We start from the raw sequence: 17234 nt of genomic DNA, 5'->3' as shown, positions 1-17234 counted from the left end.
GACGGAACGTGCTACGACCCCACCATCCACGAGCGGCGCAGAACCGACAGAAACGACCACAGCAGCGCTCTCACGGCCTAGAGGTTGACTCAGGGAACTCATGCGGGCTGCTCCCCCGTGGCGACGCCGCGACTGCGCAGCGCGGTGAGCATCTGCTCGACGGTCTGACCGTGATTGGGGTCGCCGCCGCCCAGCAGCAGGTCGATCTCCTCGCCCGTGGGCATCGCAGTCGAGCACTCCAGGCGGCTGGTGACGATGGCGCCGGCAGCGTTGCAGCGGGTGAGGATGGTCTCGAGGTCCTGGCCAGCCAGCAGGCCGTGGCACAGGGAGCCGCCGAAGCTGTCGCCGGCACCCAGGCCGTTGATGACGGTGATGGGATTCGGGGCGACCACGACGCGTTCGTCGGCGGTCTTGCCGAGCACGCCCTTGGGGCCCTGCTTGACGATGGCGATCTGCACGCCGGCCTCGAGCAGGGCGTCGGCCGCGCGTTCCGGATCGGTCTCGCCGACGGCGACCTCGCACTCCTCCCGGTTGCCGACGGCGACCGTGGTGTGCTTCAGCGCCTCGCGGTAGTGCTCTCGGGCGTCCTCCGGCGAGGCCCAGAACATCGGGCGATAGTCCAGGTCGAAGACGGTGTGGGTGGTGCGGCCACGAGCCTCGAGGGCGGCGAGGTGGGACGAACGGCTGGGCTCCTCGGACAGTCCGGTGCCCGAGAACCAGAACAGCGGGACCGCCCGGATCGCGTCGAGGTCGAGATGCTCCGGGGCGACCTGCAGATCCGGGGCGCTGGGCCGGCGGTAGAAGTAGAGGGGGAAGTCGTCCGGCGGGAAGATCTCGCACAGGGTGATGGGGGTGTTCAGCTCGTCGTTGCGGACGACGAACCGTCCCGAGACGCCGAGCCGTTCCATCTCGCCCACCACGTAGCGGCCGAAGGGATCGTTCCCCACGCCCGTGATCACCGCAGGGCTGCGGCCCAGGCGGGCCGCGGCGACGGCGACGTTGGTGGGGCTGCCGCCGAGGAACTTGCCGAAGCTCGTGATGTCCTCGAGGCCCTTGCCGATCTCCAGCGGGTAGAGGTCGACGCCGCTGCGGCCGAAGGTGATGATGTCGAGGTCGGGTGCTGCCATGAGGTGCTCCATGTCTGCCTGCGCCTGTCTGCGCTGCGTGTGCTGCGGTGCTGCCTGTGTCCAGCACTGCGTCGACGGCGGTGTCGGACGGGCGGCGGCGGATCGGTCCGGGCCGCCGCGCCTCTCGATGCCTCCATCGAACCATCGGGAACGCGCTTTGTCCAGACAAAGATGTGCATCGGCTGCGGTGCTGTCAGCGTAGACGGATCACTCCGCCGGCCTCCCGGAACTCCCACTCGAGGCGTTCCAGGGTGAACTTCTTGGTCTCCGGCACGCGGCGGAGGAACCAGATGACCGCGAAGATGTTCACCGCGGCGAAGATGGCGTAGGTCAGCACCGGCCCGATCCCGTCCATCAGCACCGGGAACAGGAAGGTGACGGTCATGTTCGCCAGCCACATGAGCATGACCGCGAAGCCCGTCGCGGCGCCCCGGATCGCGTTCGGGAAGATCTCCGAGAGCAGCACCCACACCACCGGGCCGGGGCCGGACTGCATGCCCAGCATGAACAGGACGATCACGACCACCACGAGGTAGGGCACGAAGGTGGGGATGTCCTCGGAGACGGCCCCGGTGTCGGTGAGGTACGGGTTGATCCCCAGCAGGAAGATCGCGGTCATCGCCAGCAGCGACAGCGTCAGGACGACCTGACCGACCAGCAGCACCTGCCGGCGGCCGAAGCGGCGCAGGGCGAACAGGCCCGCCGCGGCACCGACCACCGAGGCCAGGCCGGTGAACACGTTGAGGATGATGGAGGCCTGCGAGTCGAATCCGGCGGCCATCAGCACGCGCGGGGCGTAGTACATCATCGTGTTCACGCCGGTCAGCTGCTGGAGCACGGCGATCGCGCCGCCGAAGATGATGATCGAGCGCAGCCACGGGATCCGGAACGCCGCGCCCAGGCTGAGCTTCTGCCGCTTCTGCTCGAGCCGGTGGCTCTCGACCATCTCCGCGGTCTCGGCCGCCACGTCGTGCCGGCCGGGCACACGGATCCGCTTGAGCGAGCCGATGGCCTCCCGGATCTCGCCGCGGCGGATGTGCCAGCGGGCGGACTCCGGCATCATGCGGATCCCGATCCACAGGGCGATCGCGGGGATCGAGCAGATCAGCAGCATCAGCCGCCAGGCGTGACCGTTGCCGTCGGCCACGGTGACACCGCCGATACCGGCCAGCACGTCCCACGAGACGCTCTCGCCGGCCTGGTGGGCACCGCTGGGGTCGTTCTCGACCACTGCGGTCGGGCCGCCCTGGACCCCCGCGATGAGTGCATTGGTGGCGAAGGCGGCGAACTGGCCGGTGACGATCATGAGCTGATCGACCGCGACGAGCATGCCGCGCTGCTCCTTGGGCGCGGACTCGGAGAGGTACACCGGCACGGTGGTGGAGGCGCCGCCGACGGCGAGGCCGAGCACGAAGCGGGCGAGGTACATCAGCCAGATGTTCGGTGCCAGCGTGCATCCCACGGCGCCGACGAAGAACACGATGGCCAGCCAGATGATGTTGCGCCGGCGCCCGTAGCGGTCCGAGAGCCTGCCACCGACCACGGCGCCGACGGCGCAGCCCAGCAGGAGGATCCCGCCGACCAGGCCCTCCTCCACCGAGTTCAGGCCGAGCCCGCCGGCCTCGGTGGGCATGTACATGTACGGCAGGGCGCCGGAGATGACGCCCGTGTCGTAGCCGAACAGGAAGCCGCCGAGGCACGCGACCACGGCGAGCAGGGCGATCGGGCGCCTCTTGCCTGACGGCGGGGTCTGCTCGACCAGGTCCGGGATGCGCGGCGAGGCCGCGGTGGGTTGTGAGCTCATGCTCCCTCCTCGGAACGTGAGTCCGGCGCGGGGCCGGTCCGGTGCCGGGAGCGGCACCGTGTGACGACGATGCGGATCGGGGCCGCGACGGCGTCGGAGCGGTACGACGGGGTGGCTGCGGGCTGTGCACATCGACTGCGGACCGATCGGACGATGACCGCCATGTCATCACGGTGTATCGAACCGCAGTCGCTTTGTCCGGTCTTACGGTGCATCCGGACGAACATGCGGGACGCTAGCACGACCCCCGGCCGGAACGGTACCCCCGGATTCGCCCTCCGCCCTGCGATCCTGCACCGGCGCCCCTGTCGCGAGAATCCCGCCGCGGAGGGCCGGTCCGACCGTCCCTGCAGGTCGGGCGGGCGAAGAGCCAGGACACACGAGTCGTCGCACGCCTTGTCATGACAAAGTATTGACACAGCCTGTCGCGATCGGCATGCTGGGCCCATACGAACTCACCGTCGAGTCGCTCGCGCTCGAACCGCTCGCGTCCGACGGTGCCGACCCTCTCCTCGGAGGCAGCATGAGCGTCCCCACCTCGACCGCCGCCGGCACGGTGCGCCTGACCGTCGCCCAGGCCCTGGTCCGCTTCCTCGCCGCGCAGTACAGCGAGCGCGATGGGATCCGCGAGCGCCTGGTCCCGGGCACCTTCGGCATCTTCGGGCACGGGAACGTGGCCGGCGTCGGCCAGGCACTGCTGCAGAACGCCACGGACCCCGCCCGCGGCGACGGGGCCAAGGACGAGGCCGCGATGCCGTACTACCAGTCGCGCAATGAGCAGAACATGGTGCACACGGCCGTGTCCTACGCGCGCACCCGCAATCGCCGTCAGCTGCTGGCCTGCGCCGCCTCCATCGGGCCGGGCTCGACGAACATGGTCACCGGCGCCGCCCTGGCCACCATCGACCGGATCCCCGTGCTGCTGCTGCCCAGCGACATCTTCGCGGGTCGCGCCGTGGACCCGGTGCTGCAGCAGCTCGAGGACGAGCGCGCCATGGACGTCAGCGTCAACGACGCCTTCCGGCCCGTCTCGCGCTACTTCGACCGCATCTGGCGCCCCGAGCAGCTGATCCCCAGCGCCCTGGCCGCCATGCGGGTGCTCACCGATCCCGCCGAGACGGGCGCGGTGACTCTCTGCCTACCGCAGGACGTGCAGGCCGAGGCCCACGACTGGCCCGTCGAATTCTTCGACGAGCGCACCTGGCACATCGCCCGGCCCGTCCCGGAACCGGCGGCGCTCGAGCGCGCGGTCTCCGTGATCCGCTCGGCCCGTCGGCCGCTGCTCGTCGCCGGCGGCGGGGCCATCTACTCCGAGGCGAGCGAGGCCCTGACCGCGTTCGCCGAGGCCACCTCGATCCCCGTGGCCGATACCCAGGCCGGCAAGGGCGCGATCAGCGGGGACCACCCCCTCAGCGTCGGCGGCGTCGGGGCGACCGGCACCGATGCCGCGAACGCGCTGGCCGCGGAGGCCGACGTCGTCATCGGCGTCGGCACCCGGTACACCGACTTCACCACCGCTTCGCACACCGCGTTCCGCAACCCCGACGTGCGCTTCGTGAACCTCAACGTCAAGGCGTTCGATGCGGCCAAGCACGCCGCCACCATGGTCGTGGCCGACGCCCGCGCGGGCCTCGAGGCGCTCACCGAGGCCGTGCAGGGCTGGCAGGCGCCCTCCGAGCACGCCGAGAACGCCGCGCGTCTGCGCCGCGAGTGGGAGGAGCGGATCGCGCCCTGCTTCGCGCCGCACGACCAGGAGCTGCCCGCGCAGACGGAGATCTTCGGCGCCCTGAACCAGCTGATGGGCGATGAGGACATCCTCCTCAATGCCGCCGGCTCCATGCCCGGTGACCTCCAGGCACTGTGGACCGCACGGTCCCCGCTGCAGTACCACCTGGAGTACGGCTACTCGTGCATGGGCTACGAGCTGCCCGCCTCGCTCGGCGCGAAGATGGCCGCCCCGGACAGCGAGGTGGTCGCGATCATCGGCGACGGCACCTTCCAGATGGCGCCGCAGGAGATCGCCACCCTCGTCGCCGAGGACGTCAAGGTCATCCTCGTGATCCTCCAGAACCACGGCTGGTCCTCGATCGGCTCGCTGTCGGAGTCCCACGGCTCCCAGCGCTTCGGCACGAAGTACCGCCTGCGCGACAAGGAGACCGGTCTGCTCGACGGCGAGAAGCTGCCCTTCGACATTCCGGCGAACATCCGCTCGTACGGGCTGGAGGTCGACGAGGTCTCCAGCACCGACGCCTTCCGGGAGGCCTATCGCCGGGCGACGGCGCGCACGCGGGCCACCGCGATCGTGGTCAACACCGACCTGTACGGCCCGCACCCGCCCGGCAGCGGCTGGTGGGACGTGCCGGTCTCGGCCACCGCGCGCCTGGACTCCACCCGCGCCGCCCGCGCCGAGTACGAGGCGGACCTCGCCCCGCAGCGCCACTACCTCTGACCGGCGACACCGCCCCGTCGGCCACCCTCACTGCACCAGGAGATTCGCATGAGCTACGAGATCACCCATTGGATCGGTGGGCGCGAGAGCGCCGGAACCGGCTCCACCCAGCCGATCCTGAACCCCGCCACCGGCGAGGAGGTGGGCACCCTGCACCTCGGCGATGCTGCCACGGTCGACGAGGCGGTACGGGCGGGCGCGGCCGCGCAGCGGGACTGGGCCCGGGTCTCCCTGGCCAAGCGCACCCAGATCCTCTACCGGATGCGCCAGCTGATGCTCGAGCACACCGACGAGATCGCCGCCGCGATCACCCGCGAGCACGGCAAGACCCTCGGTGACGCCAAGGGCGAGATCGCCCGCGGTCTGGAGACCCTCGAGTTCGCCACCTCCATCACCCAGGACCTCAAGGGCGGCTTCTCCGAGAACGTCTCCAGCGGCGTGGACGCCCACACCATGCGTCAGCCGCTCGGCGTCGTCGCCGGCATCACCCCCTTCAACTTCCCGGCCATGGTGCCGTTCTGGATGCACCCGATCGCCATCGCGACCGGCAACGCCTTCCTCCTCAAGCCCTCCGAACGCGACCCGTCGGCCTCCAACATCGTCGCCCGGCTCTACCAGGAGGCCGGGCTGCCCGACGGCGTCTTCCAGGTCGTCCACGGCGGGAAGGAGACGGTCGATGCGCTGTGCACCCACGACGGCATCGCCGCGGTCTCCTTCGTCGGCTCCACCCCGATCGCGAAGCACGTCCACGCCACCGCCACGGCGGCCGGCAAGCGCGTCCAGGCACTCGGCGGCGCCAACAACCACGCCGTGGTGATGCCGGATGCGAACATCGCCTTCGCCGCCGGCCAGATCGCCTCGGGGGCCTTCGGCTCCGCCGGCGAGCGCTGCATGGCCGTCCCGGTCGCGGTCACGGTGGGTGATGCGCACGAGCCCTTCCTCGAGGCCATCCGGGCCGAGGCGGAGAAGCTGGTCGTCGGTCCCGGCGACTCCCCCGAGACCGATATGCCGCCGGTGATCACGGCCGAGGCCCGCGACCGGGTGATCCGGATGACCGACGAGGCCGAGCAGGCCGGTGCCACCGTGCTGGTGGACGGCCGCTCCCTGGTGGTTGAGGGGTACGAGAACGGGAACTTCGTGGGCCCGACGGTCATCACCGATCTGGACCGCACCCATCCCACCTACACCGACGAGGTGTTCGGCCCGCTGCTGGTGGTCATGCACGTGCCCAACTTCGACGAGGCCCTCGACCTGGTGAACTCCTCGCCGTTCGGCAACGGCACCGCGATCTTCACCGGGTCCGGCCACTACGCGCGGCGCTACCAGGAGGAGGTGCAGGTGGGCATGATCGGCGTGAACGTGCCGATCCCGACGCCCGTGGGCTACTACTCCTTCGGCGGCTGGAAGGACTCGCTGTTCGGCGAGCACCACGCCCACGGCCCCGAGGCCGTCGGCTTCTACACCAAGCAGAAGGCGATCACCACCCGCTGGCCCCACCAGGACGAGCACCTGGAGAGCTCGATGAGCTTCCCGACCCACGACTGACCGGCGCCTCCCCCACCGCCGCCCCGCTTCCCGACCGAAGGAGATCATCGCCGTGACCGCTGCTCCCGCAGGCCCCACCGACCGCTCACGCAACCCCGAGCCGCCGTACGACAATCTCACCATCGGGGTGTGCCCCGACCAGTGGGGCGTGTGGTTCCCCGAGGACGAGAAGCAGATCCCGTGGCGCACCGCGCTGGGAGAGATGGCCGAAGCCGGGTTCTCCGTGATGGAGACGGGGCCCTGGGGGTACTTCCCGCAGGATGCGAAGCAGCTGCAGTCCGTCATGGACGAGCACGGGTTCCGGGTCGTGGCCGGCACCGGCTGGGGCGTTCTGCACCAGGAGGACGCCTGGCCCGAGACCGAGCGCACCTTCCGGGCGATCGCCGAGACCCACGCGGCCGTCGGCGCCGAGTACATGGTGCACCTGCCGCCGCTGTACCGCGACGACAAGACCTGGGAGTTCACCGACCAGCGGGAGCTGACCGGGGAGGCCTGGCGGCTGTACGTCGAGAACGCGAACCGGCTCGGCAGGCTCCTGAAGGAGGACTACGGGCTGACGATGGTACTGCACCCCCACGGGGACAGCCACATCGAGACCCCCGAGGAGATCGCCCGGATCTTCGAGGCGACCGACCCGGAGCTGGTCTCGTTCTGCCTGGATACGGGCCACATCGTCTACGGCGGCGGGGATCCGCTGGCGATGATCGACGAGTACCCCGAGCGGATCGGCTACGTGCACATCAAGGCGTTCGACCCCGACCTCACGCGTGAGGCGCACGAGAAGGACTGGCCGTTCGGGGAGGCCGTGGCCAAGGGTGCCTCGGTGCGTCCGCCGGCCGGCCTGCCGGACATGAAGGACCTGGTCGCCAAGCTGGCGACCTTCGACCGGGAGCTGTACGTGATCTGCGAGCAGGACCTCTACCCCTGCGATCCGTCCCTGCCGCTGCCCAACGCGATCGCCACCCGCGAGTTCCTCGCCGACTGCGGCCTGGGGGTGCGCTGAGCCATGGTGAAGGTGCTGCTGGATCCGAGCATGTACCACCCGCAGCTGTCGGTCGCCGAGGAGCTGCACAAGGCGGCCGAGCTCGGCTACCGCTACCTCGAGCTGTCCCCGCGAGCCGACTTCCACGAGTGGCACCACTACCCCAAGGTCGATCGTCACCAGATCGCCGAGGTCAGGCAGGCGATGGCGGAGACCGGGGTACGGATCCACGCGCTGAACCCCGTCTTCGACTGGGCGGCGACCGATGAGCAGGAGCGACAGGCGCAGGTGCGCAACTGGCGGCGGCTGCTGGAGATCGCCGACGCCCTCGAGGTGCCGCTGATCGCGACCGAGCTCTCGGGGGACCCGAACGAGCCGCGGCGCAGCGAGCACCAGTTCTACCGGTCCATGGAGCAGCTGGGCCCGGTGTTCGAGCAGTACGGGATCGAGTGCACGATCGAGGCGCACCCCTACGACTTCGTCGAGGACAACGACCGGGCCGTGCAGATCATCCGCGGCGTGGACCGCGACTGGCTGAACTACGAGTTCTGCTTCCCGCACGCCTTCCACCTGGGCCGCGGCGCCCGGGACCCGCGCGAGATGATGGACTACGCCGGTCAGCGCCTGGCACACCTTCACATCGCCGACGTCTTCGACCACACGGCGAACGTGGGCAACCGGTACATCATGAACCCGCCCGGGGTCGACGCCCGCATCCACCAGCACAACGAGATCGGCCACGGCGAGATCGACTGGGACGCCGCCTTCGCCTACCTCCGCGAGCGCGAGTACGACGGACCGGTGACGGTGTGCGTCTTCGGCTGGGAGGAGCACGCCGACGAGATCAACGTGCGCATGCGCGAGCGGATCCTCGCAGAGCTCGGCGGGGAGTGATCGGTGGGGAATGATCGACGCATGAGCACCCCGCGCGAGATCGGCGTCGGCGTCGTGGGCCTGGGCTGGATGGGCCGCCTGCACGCCACGTCCTACCAGCGCATCGCCGCCCGCTTCCCCGAGCTCGGCGTGCGGCCCCGGCTGGTGGCGGCGGCCGACCCGCTTCCGGCGAACCAGCAGGCGGCCACGGAGCAGCTCGGGTTCGAGCGGGCGGCCGAGAACATCGACGAGGTCCTCGCCGACCCAGACGTCGAAGCCGTCTCGATCTGCTCGCCGAACTTCCTCCACCGCGACCTCGCCCTCGCCGCCGCCCGGGCGGGGACGCCGTTCTGGATCGAGAAGCCGATGGGCGTCTCTGCGGCGCAGTCCCGCGAGATCCGCGAGGCGGCCGACGACGCCGGGGTCGCCACCGCCGTCGGCTTCAACTACCGCCACGCGCCCGCGATCGCGCACCTGCGCGAGCTGGTCGGCCCCGGCCGGCTGGGGCGAGTGACGAACGTGCGCTGCTGGCTGTACGCCGACTACGCCTCCTCCCCCGACGGGCCGCTGACCTGGCGCTACGACCGGGCCAAGGCCGGGGCGGGCGTGATCGGGGACCTGCTCTCCCACGGGGCCGACCTGGTCCGCTACGTCACCGGCCAGCAGATCACCGAGGTCAGCGCCATGACCGACGTGTTCATCCCCGAACGGCCGATCCCGACCTCCGCAGGCGTGGGCCACGGCGGCATGGAGATCGGCGAGGAGCGCGGCCCGGTCGGCAACGAGGACTGGGTGGCCGCACTGGCGAGACTGTCCGGCGGCGCCCACGCCACGCTCGAGTCCTCCCGCGTGGCCCGTGGCCACCGCAGCGACTACGCCCTGGAGCTGTACGGCACCGAAGGCTCCGCCCGCTGGTCGTTCACCCGGATGAACGAATTCGAGGTGATGATCGGCGACGGCGGCCTCGAGCACGGCTACACCACGGTGCTCACCGGCGCCGGCCACGGCGAGTACGCCCGCTTCCAGCCCGGCCCCGGCATCCCGCTGAGCTTCGACGACCTCAAGGCGATCGAGGCGGCCCGCTTCCTCTCCGACGTGACGTCCGGGACCACGCTCGCGCCGTCCGCGGCCGACGGGGTGCACGCCGCCGAGGTGTGCGAGGCGATCGTGCGGTCCGCGGCCGAGCGGGCGTGGGTGGACGTGGCTGACGGGTAGCTCGCTCCCCGGAATGCGCTACGTGCTTGCCAATTGGTCAACCGGTTGGGCACACTGGCGGCAGCGGCCTGGCCGATGACCGGCTCGTGCACCGCAGCACCGCACCGCTGACCGCCTGGAATGGATGATCCATTGATGCCACGCCTTGCTTCCCGCACCGCTCTCGTCACCGGGGCCGCCTCCGGCATCGGACGGGCCGTCGCCGCCCGGTTCGCCCGGGAAGGCGCTCGGGTCGTAGTCGCCGACCGTGACGCGGAGGCCGCTGCCGAGACCACGACGAGCCTCACTGAGGATCTCGGGGACGATCGCGTCCGTACCCTCGCCGTCGACATCTCCGACGAGCCCGGGCTGGAGCGCGCCTTCGCGGAACTGGAGTCGAGTGGGTGGGCGCCTGACGTGGTCGTCGCGAATGCGGGGGTCCAGCTATTCGGACAGGACGCGAAGATCGCCGAGCTCGACCTGGACGTCTGGCAGCGCACGGTCACGGTAAACCTCACCGGCACGATGCTCACCGTCAAGCACGCGGTCCGCTCGATGCTGCGACGCGGCGGCGGCTCCATCATCGTCACCGGCAGTCCGACGGGCCTGACCGGCGAGGGCAACGACTTCACCGCGTACAGCACCACGAAAGCCGGTATCCACGGACTGACCCGCACCGTCGCGGCCGCGTACGCCGCCGACGGGATTCGCGTCAACACCGTCGTCCCCGCCTACACCGAGACCCCTCTCGTCTCCACGATCTCCGCGAACGCGGAGGAGCGCTCCGCGATCACCAGCAGGATCCCACTGGGCCGGCCGGGAACCGCGCAGGACGTGGAAGGGATCATGGTCTTCCTGGCCGGCGAGGACGGCGCCTTCGCCACGGGTTCGCTGTTCGCGGTCGACGGAGGCATGACCGCGCTATGACCGCGCCGCCAGACCCGACGCCAGGTATCCCTTCTCCGGCATGGGGCCCGGTACCCTCGGGTCGGCGCTGGAGCGCCGGGCGCTGGTCCCTGGACGTGCGGGGCGATGAGCTGGCAGATGTCCGCTGCGACGGAAAGCTCATCCTGCGCGGGATCCGTGCGGTCGCTCGCGACGCCGATTGGAAGACGGCGTGGCCAGCTCGGCCCCGCATGACCTCCGAGGCATCAACGCTGACGATCGACCTCGACATCGACGACCGCGGCGTCGACCTCGCGGGACGCCTGAATGTCGAAGCTCGCGGGAACCGACTCATCGTCACCCTCGAGGCGGAGAGCCGCTCGCGCTCGCACACGAACCGTACCGGTCTCGTGGTGCTCCATCCGCCGTCCCTGGCCGGGGAGCCCCTGCAGGTCAGGCATGCGGACGGCGAGGTCGAGCGCTTGCGGTTCCCGGTCGCCATCAGCCCACATCAGCCCGCCCGCGGAATCGCGTCGCTGGCATGGTGCGATCACAGCATCGCGCTGCGCGTGGACCTCGAGGGCGACGAATTCGAGATGGAGGACCAGCGGAATTGGTCCGACGCCTCCTACAAGACGTACAACCGCTCGCTGGACCGGCCGTTCCCCTACACCCTGGAGCCCGGAGAGCGGATCCGGCAGCGCGTGACCGTCGTGGCCGACGCCTCCGATTCGCCGACAGCACCCGCGCCGGCCGGGCCTGCGCGGGTGGAGACCCTCCGGCTCACTGCCTCCGGTTCGCTCCCGACCATCGCCATCGGGGCAGCGACGGCACCGGGCCCCGGCCCGAAGGCACACGACCCGGTCGCCGCCCATCGGCATGTCGAGCTGGACCTGAGGGACCCGTCGTGGCCCGCCGCCCTCGAGCGCGCGCTGCTCGGGGCCGAGGATCTCTCCGTGATGGTGGTCAGCCCGTCCCCACCGCAGCGATCACACATCGAACGGGTGGCCCAGGGCCTGACCGGGGCGCATGTGCGATGGGTCGGCATCGTCGATACGGACTCCCACGTCTCCGATTCGCAGCTTGTCACCGCGCTCCGGGAGGCCCTGCCTCCACGGACCCCGATCGTCGGCGGGTCCCGGTCCCACTACACGGAACTGAATCGCCAGTGGGACCGGGTCGACACGACGTATCTGGATGGGCTCGTCTTCCCCACCACACCGCTGTTCCACACCCTGGAGACAGAACAGCTCGTCGAAGCCGTGGCGATGCAGAGGGTCATCGCCGAGAACGCCACCTCACGGGCACCGGACCTCCCGGTGCACATCGGCCCGGTGACCCTGCGCCCACGCTTCAACAACGTCGCCACGTCGGCCGCGCCAACGCCGGTCCGCACCGACCTGGCGGAGGGGTACGGCGCCCAGCTCACCGGAGCGGACGACGCCCGGCAATCCGCTCCGGAGCTGGCCGCGTGGACCGTGGCGAGCGCGGCCGCCCTCGCGCTCCCGGGCGTCGGATCCCTGACGTACTTCGAGGAGTGGGGCCCGCGCGGCATCCGCACCACGGAGGGCACGCCGCTGCCAGTCCATGCAGCGCTCGCGGCCGTCGCCGAGCTCGACGAGGGTGTGCTGCTGAGCGGGACGAGTGCTGACGGTGTGCTCTGGGCGATGGGCTCCCGCAGCCGGGGGACCGACACGATCCTGGTCGCGAACCTCTCCGGTCGCCCACGCACGGTGCGTCTCGCTGCCGACGGCGCTCCGACGCGCGAAGCGGATCTGGACGCGTTCGACTGGACCCGCCTGAGAGTTCAGGCCGCGGGCCGCTCCTGACCGACCGCCCGGAGGTCGATCAGCTCGCGGGCGGCGGGCCCGCCGAGTCGCGCACCACCAGCTGTGGGGCGATGTGCGGTCGCGAGACCGACTCGCCCTCCCGCACACGCTCGTGGAGAACGTGCACGGAGGCCCTGCCGAGCTGCTGGAAGTCCAGACGCACCGTGGTCAGCGGTGGAGAGAAGTAGCGGGCGGCGGGCATGTCGTCGACGCCGACGATCGAATAGTCCTCCGGCGCCCTCCGGCCACGCCGTTCCATAGCGCTGAGGAACCCCAGAGCGAGCTCGTCATTCGCGGCGAAGACGCCGGTGAAGCTGGAGGTGTCGACGGCGAGCCCGGCCTCGTAGCCGGGAGCGGGCGACCAATCGCGGGCGTCGCCGATGCTGACCGGCGCGAGCCCGGCCTCGCACATCGCATCGCGGTACCCCCGCTCCCGCTCCAGCCCCTCGGTACGGGTCCGCGGCCCGCCGACGTGGACGATCGACGCGTGGCCGCACTCGATGAGGTGCCGGGTGGCGCTGAGCCCCGCCTGGTAGGAGTGCGTCGGGTCGCCGGAGGCTCCACGACGCGAATACTCGGACAGGTTGATCACCGGCACCTCGGACCGGGCCTCCTCGAGAAGCTCGTCGACTCCCGCCCTCGAGGTCACGACGATGATGCCGTCGACCGGGGCGGAGAGGAAGTGGTCGACGGCGCGGCGGACCTCGGCAGGCCAGCCCTCGTTCCCAGGCTCCGTCTCGACCTGGGCGACCAGCAGGGTCAGCGCCAGGTCCCGGGCGCCACGGTTCTGCCCGGTCAGGATCTGGGTGCTGCCGTGGACGAGTTCCCCGACCGTCAGCACACCCACCGTGCCCGAATGTCGCCCCCGAAGGCTGCCGGCCGCACGGTGGGGTCGATATCCGAGCTCCGCGATCGCGGAGGCGATCTTCGCCCGCGTCGCCTCCCCGACGTAGCCCGAGCCCGAGACGTACCGCGAGACGGTCTGCGCCGAGACCCCTGCGCGCCGTCCGACATCGGCCATGCCGGGCCGCCTCGGCCGCGAGAGTGTCTGTCCCGTCGGTATCCGCGGAGCGCTCACGTGTAGTCCCTTCGTCGTCGCGCGGATGGCCGGAGAGGAATCCGCGCCACCCACTGGGCATGCGATCGATCACATGCTAGCCTCGGTGATCGATCACAGATATTGGTCAACCGGTTGACGACTATGACGTCGTCATCGTGAAAAGACGAGGTCGACGATGACACGTATCCCCCCTCGGCCCGCCGAGCCCGCCGAGCGCCGGTGGCGCCTGGGCGAGACGCCGTGGCAGTCCCTGTCCACTCCGGTGGGAACCCGTCCGCGGGTGCTCATCGACAACGACTTCTCGGGGGATCCCGACGACCTGCACCAGCTCGTCCACCACCTCCTCTCCCCGACCGTCGACATCAGAGCCGTCATCGGCTCGCATCTGCGCGAGGGAGACCCCTTCGACCCCGGGCCGCACTCGGCACGCAATGCCACGGCCGTGGCACACGACGTCCTCTCGCGCATGGGCCTCGACGCCCATGACATCGTCCACGAGGGGTCGAACCATCCCCTGCCCGATCTCCGAACGCCTTCCCCCTCTCCGGCTGCCGACGCGATCATCGCCGAAGCACTCCGCGAGGACACCGACGCACCCCTGTTCTACGCCGCCGGCGGCGGGCTCACCGACCTCGCCTCGGCGCTGCTGCTGCGACCGGAGATCGCCGCACGGATGACCTTGATCTGGATCGGCGGGGCCGAGCATCCGGACCTCGCGGTGCCGCCACCGGATGCGATGCCGATCGAGTACAACCTCCAGGTCGACCTCGCTGCAGCTCAGACAGTGTTCGAGACCCAGGAGCTCACGATCTGGCAGGTTGCCCGCGACACCTACCGCCAGTGCCTCGTCTCCGACGCCGAGCTGCGGCTGCACGTGGCAACGACGGGGTCCCTGGGCCAGTACCTGTATGAGGAGACGCGCGAAGTCGTCGAGCAGGTCGCGGGCCGCGGCCGCGGTGGTACCGGTACCTACGTCCTCGGTGACTCGCCCCTGGTGCTGCTGACCGCTCTGCAATCGCTCTTCGAGCCGGACCCGTCCTCGAGCAGTTATGTGCGACGCCCGACGCCCGGGATCACGGAGGACGGCACCTATCACGCTCGCGCCGGCTCACGGCCGATGCGCGTGTACACCCGCGTCGATACCCGCCTCATGGTCGATGACTACTTCCTCAAGCTCCGCGAGTTCGACAGCTGGCAGGCGCTCGCCTGACCTGCCTCACCCACCGTCGGCCGCAGGGCCGGCATCCCCAGATCACCAGAGGAGAATCTCATGAACGCTCTCAGCCAGACCGCACCCCGCGCCCGCCGCGTCCTCATCGACACCGATGCAAAGAACGAGGCGGACGACCAGTTCGCCATCGTCCACGCGCTGCTGTCCGAGACGCTCGACGTCCGCGGCCTGATCGCCGCACATTTCGGGGAGGGACGCTCGTCCACGAGCATGCTCGACAGCCGAGCCGAGATCGACCTGCTGCTCGACCTTCTCCACATGCCGGACGTCCCCGTCGCCAACGGAGCCCCCGCAGCCCTCTCCGACGAGCAGACGCCCATCGGATCCGACGGCGCACAGCTCATCATCGACGAGGCTCACAAGCAGGACGAGGGACCATTGCAGATAGCCTTTCTCGGCCCTCTGACCAACATGGCCGACGCTCTGCTGCGCGATCCCAGCATCGCCTCGACCGACACCACGGTGATCTGGATCGGCGGCCCGGGGTATGGGACCGCCGAGCCGGGCGAGGGCATCGAGTTCAATCTGAAGAACGACATCGCCGCCGCAAACGTGGTGTTCCGATCAGGGATCCGCCTCTGGCAGGTGCCTCGGACCGCGTACCGGATGGTCTCCGTCGGCTATGCCGAACTCGACGAAAAGGTCTCGCCCTGCGGCCCCCTCGGCGAGTATCTCGTGCGGCAGTTGAAGGAATGGAACGCCACGTGGCCCCAGGAACCCATGGAGCACCGATCCCTCGGTGACTCCCCCGCCATCGGCCTCATGCTCAATCCGTCCGGTGCCGTCGTACGCACTGTGCCGGCCCCGCTATTCGGCGAGGAGGGCGGCATGGTCCCGGGTTTGGAGCACACGGTGCGGGTGTGCGAGCAGTTCGACACCCGCTACCTGCTCGAGGACTTCTTCGCGAAGCTGCGGCGATTCGCGGCGTCCGACAAGGGCGCCTCATGAGTACCCGCACAGCGCATGCGCTCCCATCCGTCGGCCGGCGGGCGGTGCTGGGCGGCGCGCTGACACTTCCCGCCGTCGGCCTCAGTTCCTGCGGCAGCGGGGTCGGCGCCACCGGAGCGACCGGAGCGATGTCCCTGCTGACCTACGACGACGTCTCCGAGGCCGGACTCATGCAGGAGCAGCTGAACGCCTTCGAGGAGTCCGGCGGGACACGGTTCTCGCTCGACACCGTGCCCGGTTCGGGTGCGGCCCAGTTCCCCGACAAGCTCCGCACCCGGATCCTCGGGGGCAACGCACCTGATGTGTGGCGCATCTGGGGCGGGATGATCGGGGGGCCCTTCGTCGACGCAGGGCTGGTGCTGAATCTGGATGAGTACTACGAGCAGTACGGCTGGGAGCAGATCTTCAGCGAACCGGGCGTCGAGGGGATGACGTTCGCCAGCCACCGCCACGGCGTCCCGCTGAAGATCTCCTCCATCGGCGCCTGGTGCAACGCCACGATCCTTGAGGACGCAGGCGCCGCGATCCCGACGACGTACGACGAGCTCGAACAGCTCAACGACGCGGTCCTGGACATCGGTGTCACTCCAGCCGGCATGGGCGGGAAGTACGGCTGGCACATCATGCGCCTGTTCGAGTATCTGCTGGAGGTGACCGCCGGACCTCAGCTGCACGATGCGCTGCTGCTGGCGGAGGAGAGCTGGGACCGGCCCGAGGTGGTCGAGGCGTTCGATCTGTTCCGCACCTGGGCCGACCGGGAATGGATCGCGCCCGGGGCGCTGGGCATCGACCCGGCCGATGCGGAGATGACCTTCGTCCAGGGCACGGCCGCATACACCCTGAGCGGGCCCTGGATCGAGGCCAGCAACATCGTTCCCTCGGGCCAGCCTCCGGAGAACTTCACGACGTTCCTTCTTCCCACGGACCACGACGTGGTGCGCCATTCCGGGTTCGTCGAGGGCTTCATGATCTCCGAGACCTCCAGCCGCCCCGACGAGGCGGCCGAGATGCTCGACTTCCTCATGCAGGCCGACGTCCAGCGCGCGCTGCAGAACACGTCCTCGGCGACGTTGGCCGCCCCACCGGATGAGGACGAGTTCCCTCTCAGCGCGCAGTGGAGCCGGATCCGCACCGAGAGCCCGATCTACACCATCCAGGACCAGGCGCTGCCCAAGGCGCAATCGGACAGCTACTACGCAGTCCAGTCAGGAGTCCTGCAGGGCTCGACCTCGCCACCGGATGCCGCGAGAGAGATGGAGCAGGTCCTCACCGATTGGAGGAATTCCCGATGACCACCGCCGCCTCCG

The 17234-nt window shown here is 70.0% G+C and carries 13 protein-coding genes; 10 read left to right on the top strand and 3 right to left on the bottom strand.

Annotated features, from left to right (window positions below):
- Positions 1-98: 98 nt before the first annotated feature.
- Both iolC and ACFQRJ_RS06295 read right to left on the bottom strand, forming a co-directional pair.
- Complete coding sequence (iolC, locus tag ACFQRJ_RS06300; protein ID WP_377018127.1) at positions 99-1127, bottom strand: 5-dehydro-2-deoxygluconokinase; 1029 nt, start codon at positions 1125-1127, stop codon at positions 99-101.
- 193 nt (positions 1128-1320) lie between these two features.
- Complete coding sequence (locus ACFQRJ_RS06295; RefSeq protein ID WP_377018126.1) at positions 1321-2931, bottom strand: MFS transporter; 1611 nt, start codon at positions 2929-2931, stop codon at positions 1321-1323.
- Positions 2932-3454: 523 nt separating this feature from the next.
- Between ACFQRJ_RS06295 and iolD the strand changes: the two genes are divergently transcribed.
- The 7 genes from iolD to ACFQRJ_RS06260 all read left to right on the top strand — a co-directional run bounded on the left by iolD (position 3455) and on the right by ACFQRJ_RS06260 (position 12688).
- Positions 3455-5380 (top strand): 3D-(3,5/4)-trihydroxycyclohexane-1,2-dione acylhydrolase (decyclizing), encoded by a 1926-nt coding sequence (iolD, locus tag ACFQRJ_RS06290; RefSeq protein WP_377018125.1) that lies wholly within the window; start codon positions 3455-3457, stop codon positions 5378-5380.
- A gap of 48 nt (positions 5381-5428) precedes the next feature.
- Positions 5429-6925 carry a CoA-acylating methylmalonate-semialdehyde dehydrogenase gene (locus ACFQRJ_RS06285; protein ID WP_377018124.1) on the top strand — a complete coding sequence of 499 codons (1497 nt, stop codon included), beginning with the start codon at positions 5429-5431 and terminating at the stop codon, positions 6923-6925.
- A 52-nt stretch (positions 6926-6977) separates the two neighbouring features.
- The gene (locus ACFQRJ_RS06280) at positions 6978-7928 is read left to right on the top strand and encodes a TIM barrel protein (RefSeq protein WP_377018123.1); all 951 of its coding nucleotides are present in this window, start codon (positions 6978-6980) and stop codon (positions 7926-7928) included.
- A gap of 3 nt (positions 7929-7931) precedes the next feature.
- Entirely contained in the window at positions 7932-8801 is an 870-nt protein-coding gene (locus tag ACFQRJ_RS06275; protein ID WP_377018122.1) for a sugar phosphate isomerase/epimerase family protein, read from the top strand.
- A 21-nt stretch (positions 8802-8822) separates the two neighbouring features.
- Positions 8823-9995: a Gfo/Idh/MocA family protein gene (locus tag ACFQRJ_RS06270; protein ID WP_377018121.1), complete on the top strand. Its 1173-nt coding sequence runs from the start codon at positions 8823-8825 to the stop codon at positions 9993-9995.
- A gap of 135 nt (positions 9996-10130) precedes the next feature.
- Positions 10131-10901 carry an SDR family NAD(P)-dependent oxidoreductase gene (locus ACFQRJ_RS06265; RefSeq protein WP_377018120.1) on the top strand — a complete coding sequence of 257 codons (771 nt, stop codon included), beginning with the start codon at positions 10131-10133 and terminating at the stop codon, positions 10899-10901.
- 209 nt (positions 10902-11110) lie between these two features.
- The gene (locus ACFQRJ_RS06260) at positions 11111-12688 is read left to right on the top strand and encodes a hypothetical protein (protein ID WP_377018119.1); all 1578 of its coding nucleotides are present in this window, start codon (positions 11111-11113) and stop codon (positions 12686-12688) included.
- 19 nt (positions 12689-12707) lie between these two features.
- Here ACFQRJ_RS06260 and ACFQRJ_RS06255 read toward each other — a convergent pair whose 3' ends face one another.
- A complete protein-coding gene (locus tag ACFQRJ_RS06255; protein WP_377018118.1) occupies positions 12708-13709 on the bottom strand; it encodes a LacI family DNA-binding transcriptional regulator in 1002 nt (333 codons plus the stop codon).
- A 214-nt stretch (positions 13710-13923) separates the two neighbouring features.
- On the opposite strand from ACFQRJ_RS06255, the gene ACFQRJ_RS06250 reads away from it, so the two are divergent.
- Genes ACFQRJ_RS06250 through ACFQRJ_RS06240 form a run of 3 tightly spaced genes read left to right on the top strand, consistent with a single transcriptional unit; the run spans position 13924 to position 17219 of the window.
- Positions 13924-14958 carry a nucleoside hydrolase gene (locus tag ACFQRJ_RS06250; protein WP_377018117.1) on the top strand — a complete coding sequence of 345 codons (1035 nt, stop codon included), beginning with the start codon at positions 13924-13926 and terminating at the stop codon, positions 14956-14958.
- 60 nt (positions 14959-15018) lie between these two features.
- The gene (locus ACFQRJ_RS06245) at positions 15019-15927 is read left to right on the top strand and encodes a nucleoside hydrolase (RefSeq protein WP_377018115.1); all 909 of its coding nucleotides are present in this window, start codon (positions 15019-15021) and stop codon (positions 15925-15927) included.
- On the top strand, positions 15924-17219 hold the full coding sequence (locus ACFQRJ_RS06240; RefSeq protein ID WP_377018114.1) for an ABC transporter substrate-binding protein: 1296 nt from the start codon (positions 15924-15926) through the stop codon (positions 17217-17219). Before ACFQRJ_RS06245 ends, ACFQRJ_RS06240 begins: the two co-directional genes overlap by 4 nt.
- The last annotated feature ends 15 nt before the right edge of the window (positions 17220-17234 follow it).

Origin of the sequence: Brachybacterium sp. GCM10030252 (genome assembly GCF_042666535.1) — a bacterium.
In the GTDB taxonomy this organism is placed as follows: Bacteria; Actinomycetota; Actinomycetes; order Actinomycetales; family Dermabacteraceae; genus Brachybacterium.
This window is presented reverse-complemented; position numbering and strand designations above follow the sequence as displayed.

Bases quoted from the DNA above. Each gene is read 5' to 3' on its own strand.
- ACFQRJ_RS06295 (WP_377018126.1), bottom strand. From the start codon at position 2,931: ATGAGCTCACAACCCACCGCGGCCTCGCCGCGCATCCCGGACCTGGTC.
- ACFQRJ_RS06250 (WP_377018117.1), top strand. From the start codon at position 13,924: ATGACACGTATCCCCCCTCGGCCCGCCGAGCCCGCCGAGCGCCGGTGG.
- iolD (WP_377018125.1), top strand. From the start codon at position 3,455: ATGAGCGTCCCCACCTCGACCGCCGCCGGCACGGTGCGCCTGACCGTC.
- ACFQRJ_RS06265 (WP_377018120.1), top strand. From the start codon at position 10,131: ATGCCACGCCTTGCTTCCCGCACCGCTCTCGTCACCGGGGCCGCCTCC.
- ACFQRJ_RS06260 (WP_377018119.1), top strand. From the start codon at position 11,111: ATGACCTCCGAGGCATCAACGCTGACGATCGACCTCGACATCGACGAC.
- ACFQRJ_RS06270 (WP_377018121.1), top strand. From the start codon at position 8,823: ATGAGCACCCCGCGCGAGATCGGCGTCGGCGTCGTGGGCCTGGGCTGG.
- ACFQRJ_RS06275 (WP_377018122.1), top strand. From the start codon at position 7,932: ATGGTGAAGGTGCTGCTGGATCCGAGCATGTACCACCCGCAGCTGTCG.
- iolC (WP_377018127.1), bottom strand. From the start codon at position 1,127: ATGGCAGCACCCGACCTCGACATCATCACCTTCGGCCGCAGCGGCGTC.
- ACFQRJ_RS06245 (WP_377018115.1), top strand. From the start codon at position 15,019: ATGAACGCTCTCAGCCAGACCGCACCCCGCGCCCGCCGCGTCCTCATC.
- ACFQRJ_RS06285 (WP_377018124.1), top strand. From the start codon at position 5,429: ATGAGCTACGAGATCACCCATTGGATCGGTGGGCGCGAGAGCGCCGGA.
- ACFQRJ_RS06255 (WP_377018118.1), bottom strand. From the start codon at position 13,709: ATGGCCGATGTCGGACGGCGCGCAGGGGTCTCGGCGCAGACCGTCTCG.
- ACFQRJ_RS06240 (WP_377018114.1), top strand. From the start codon at position 15,924: ATGAGTACCCGCACAGCGCATGCGCTCCCATCCGTCGGCCGGCGGGCG.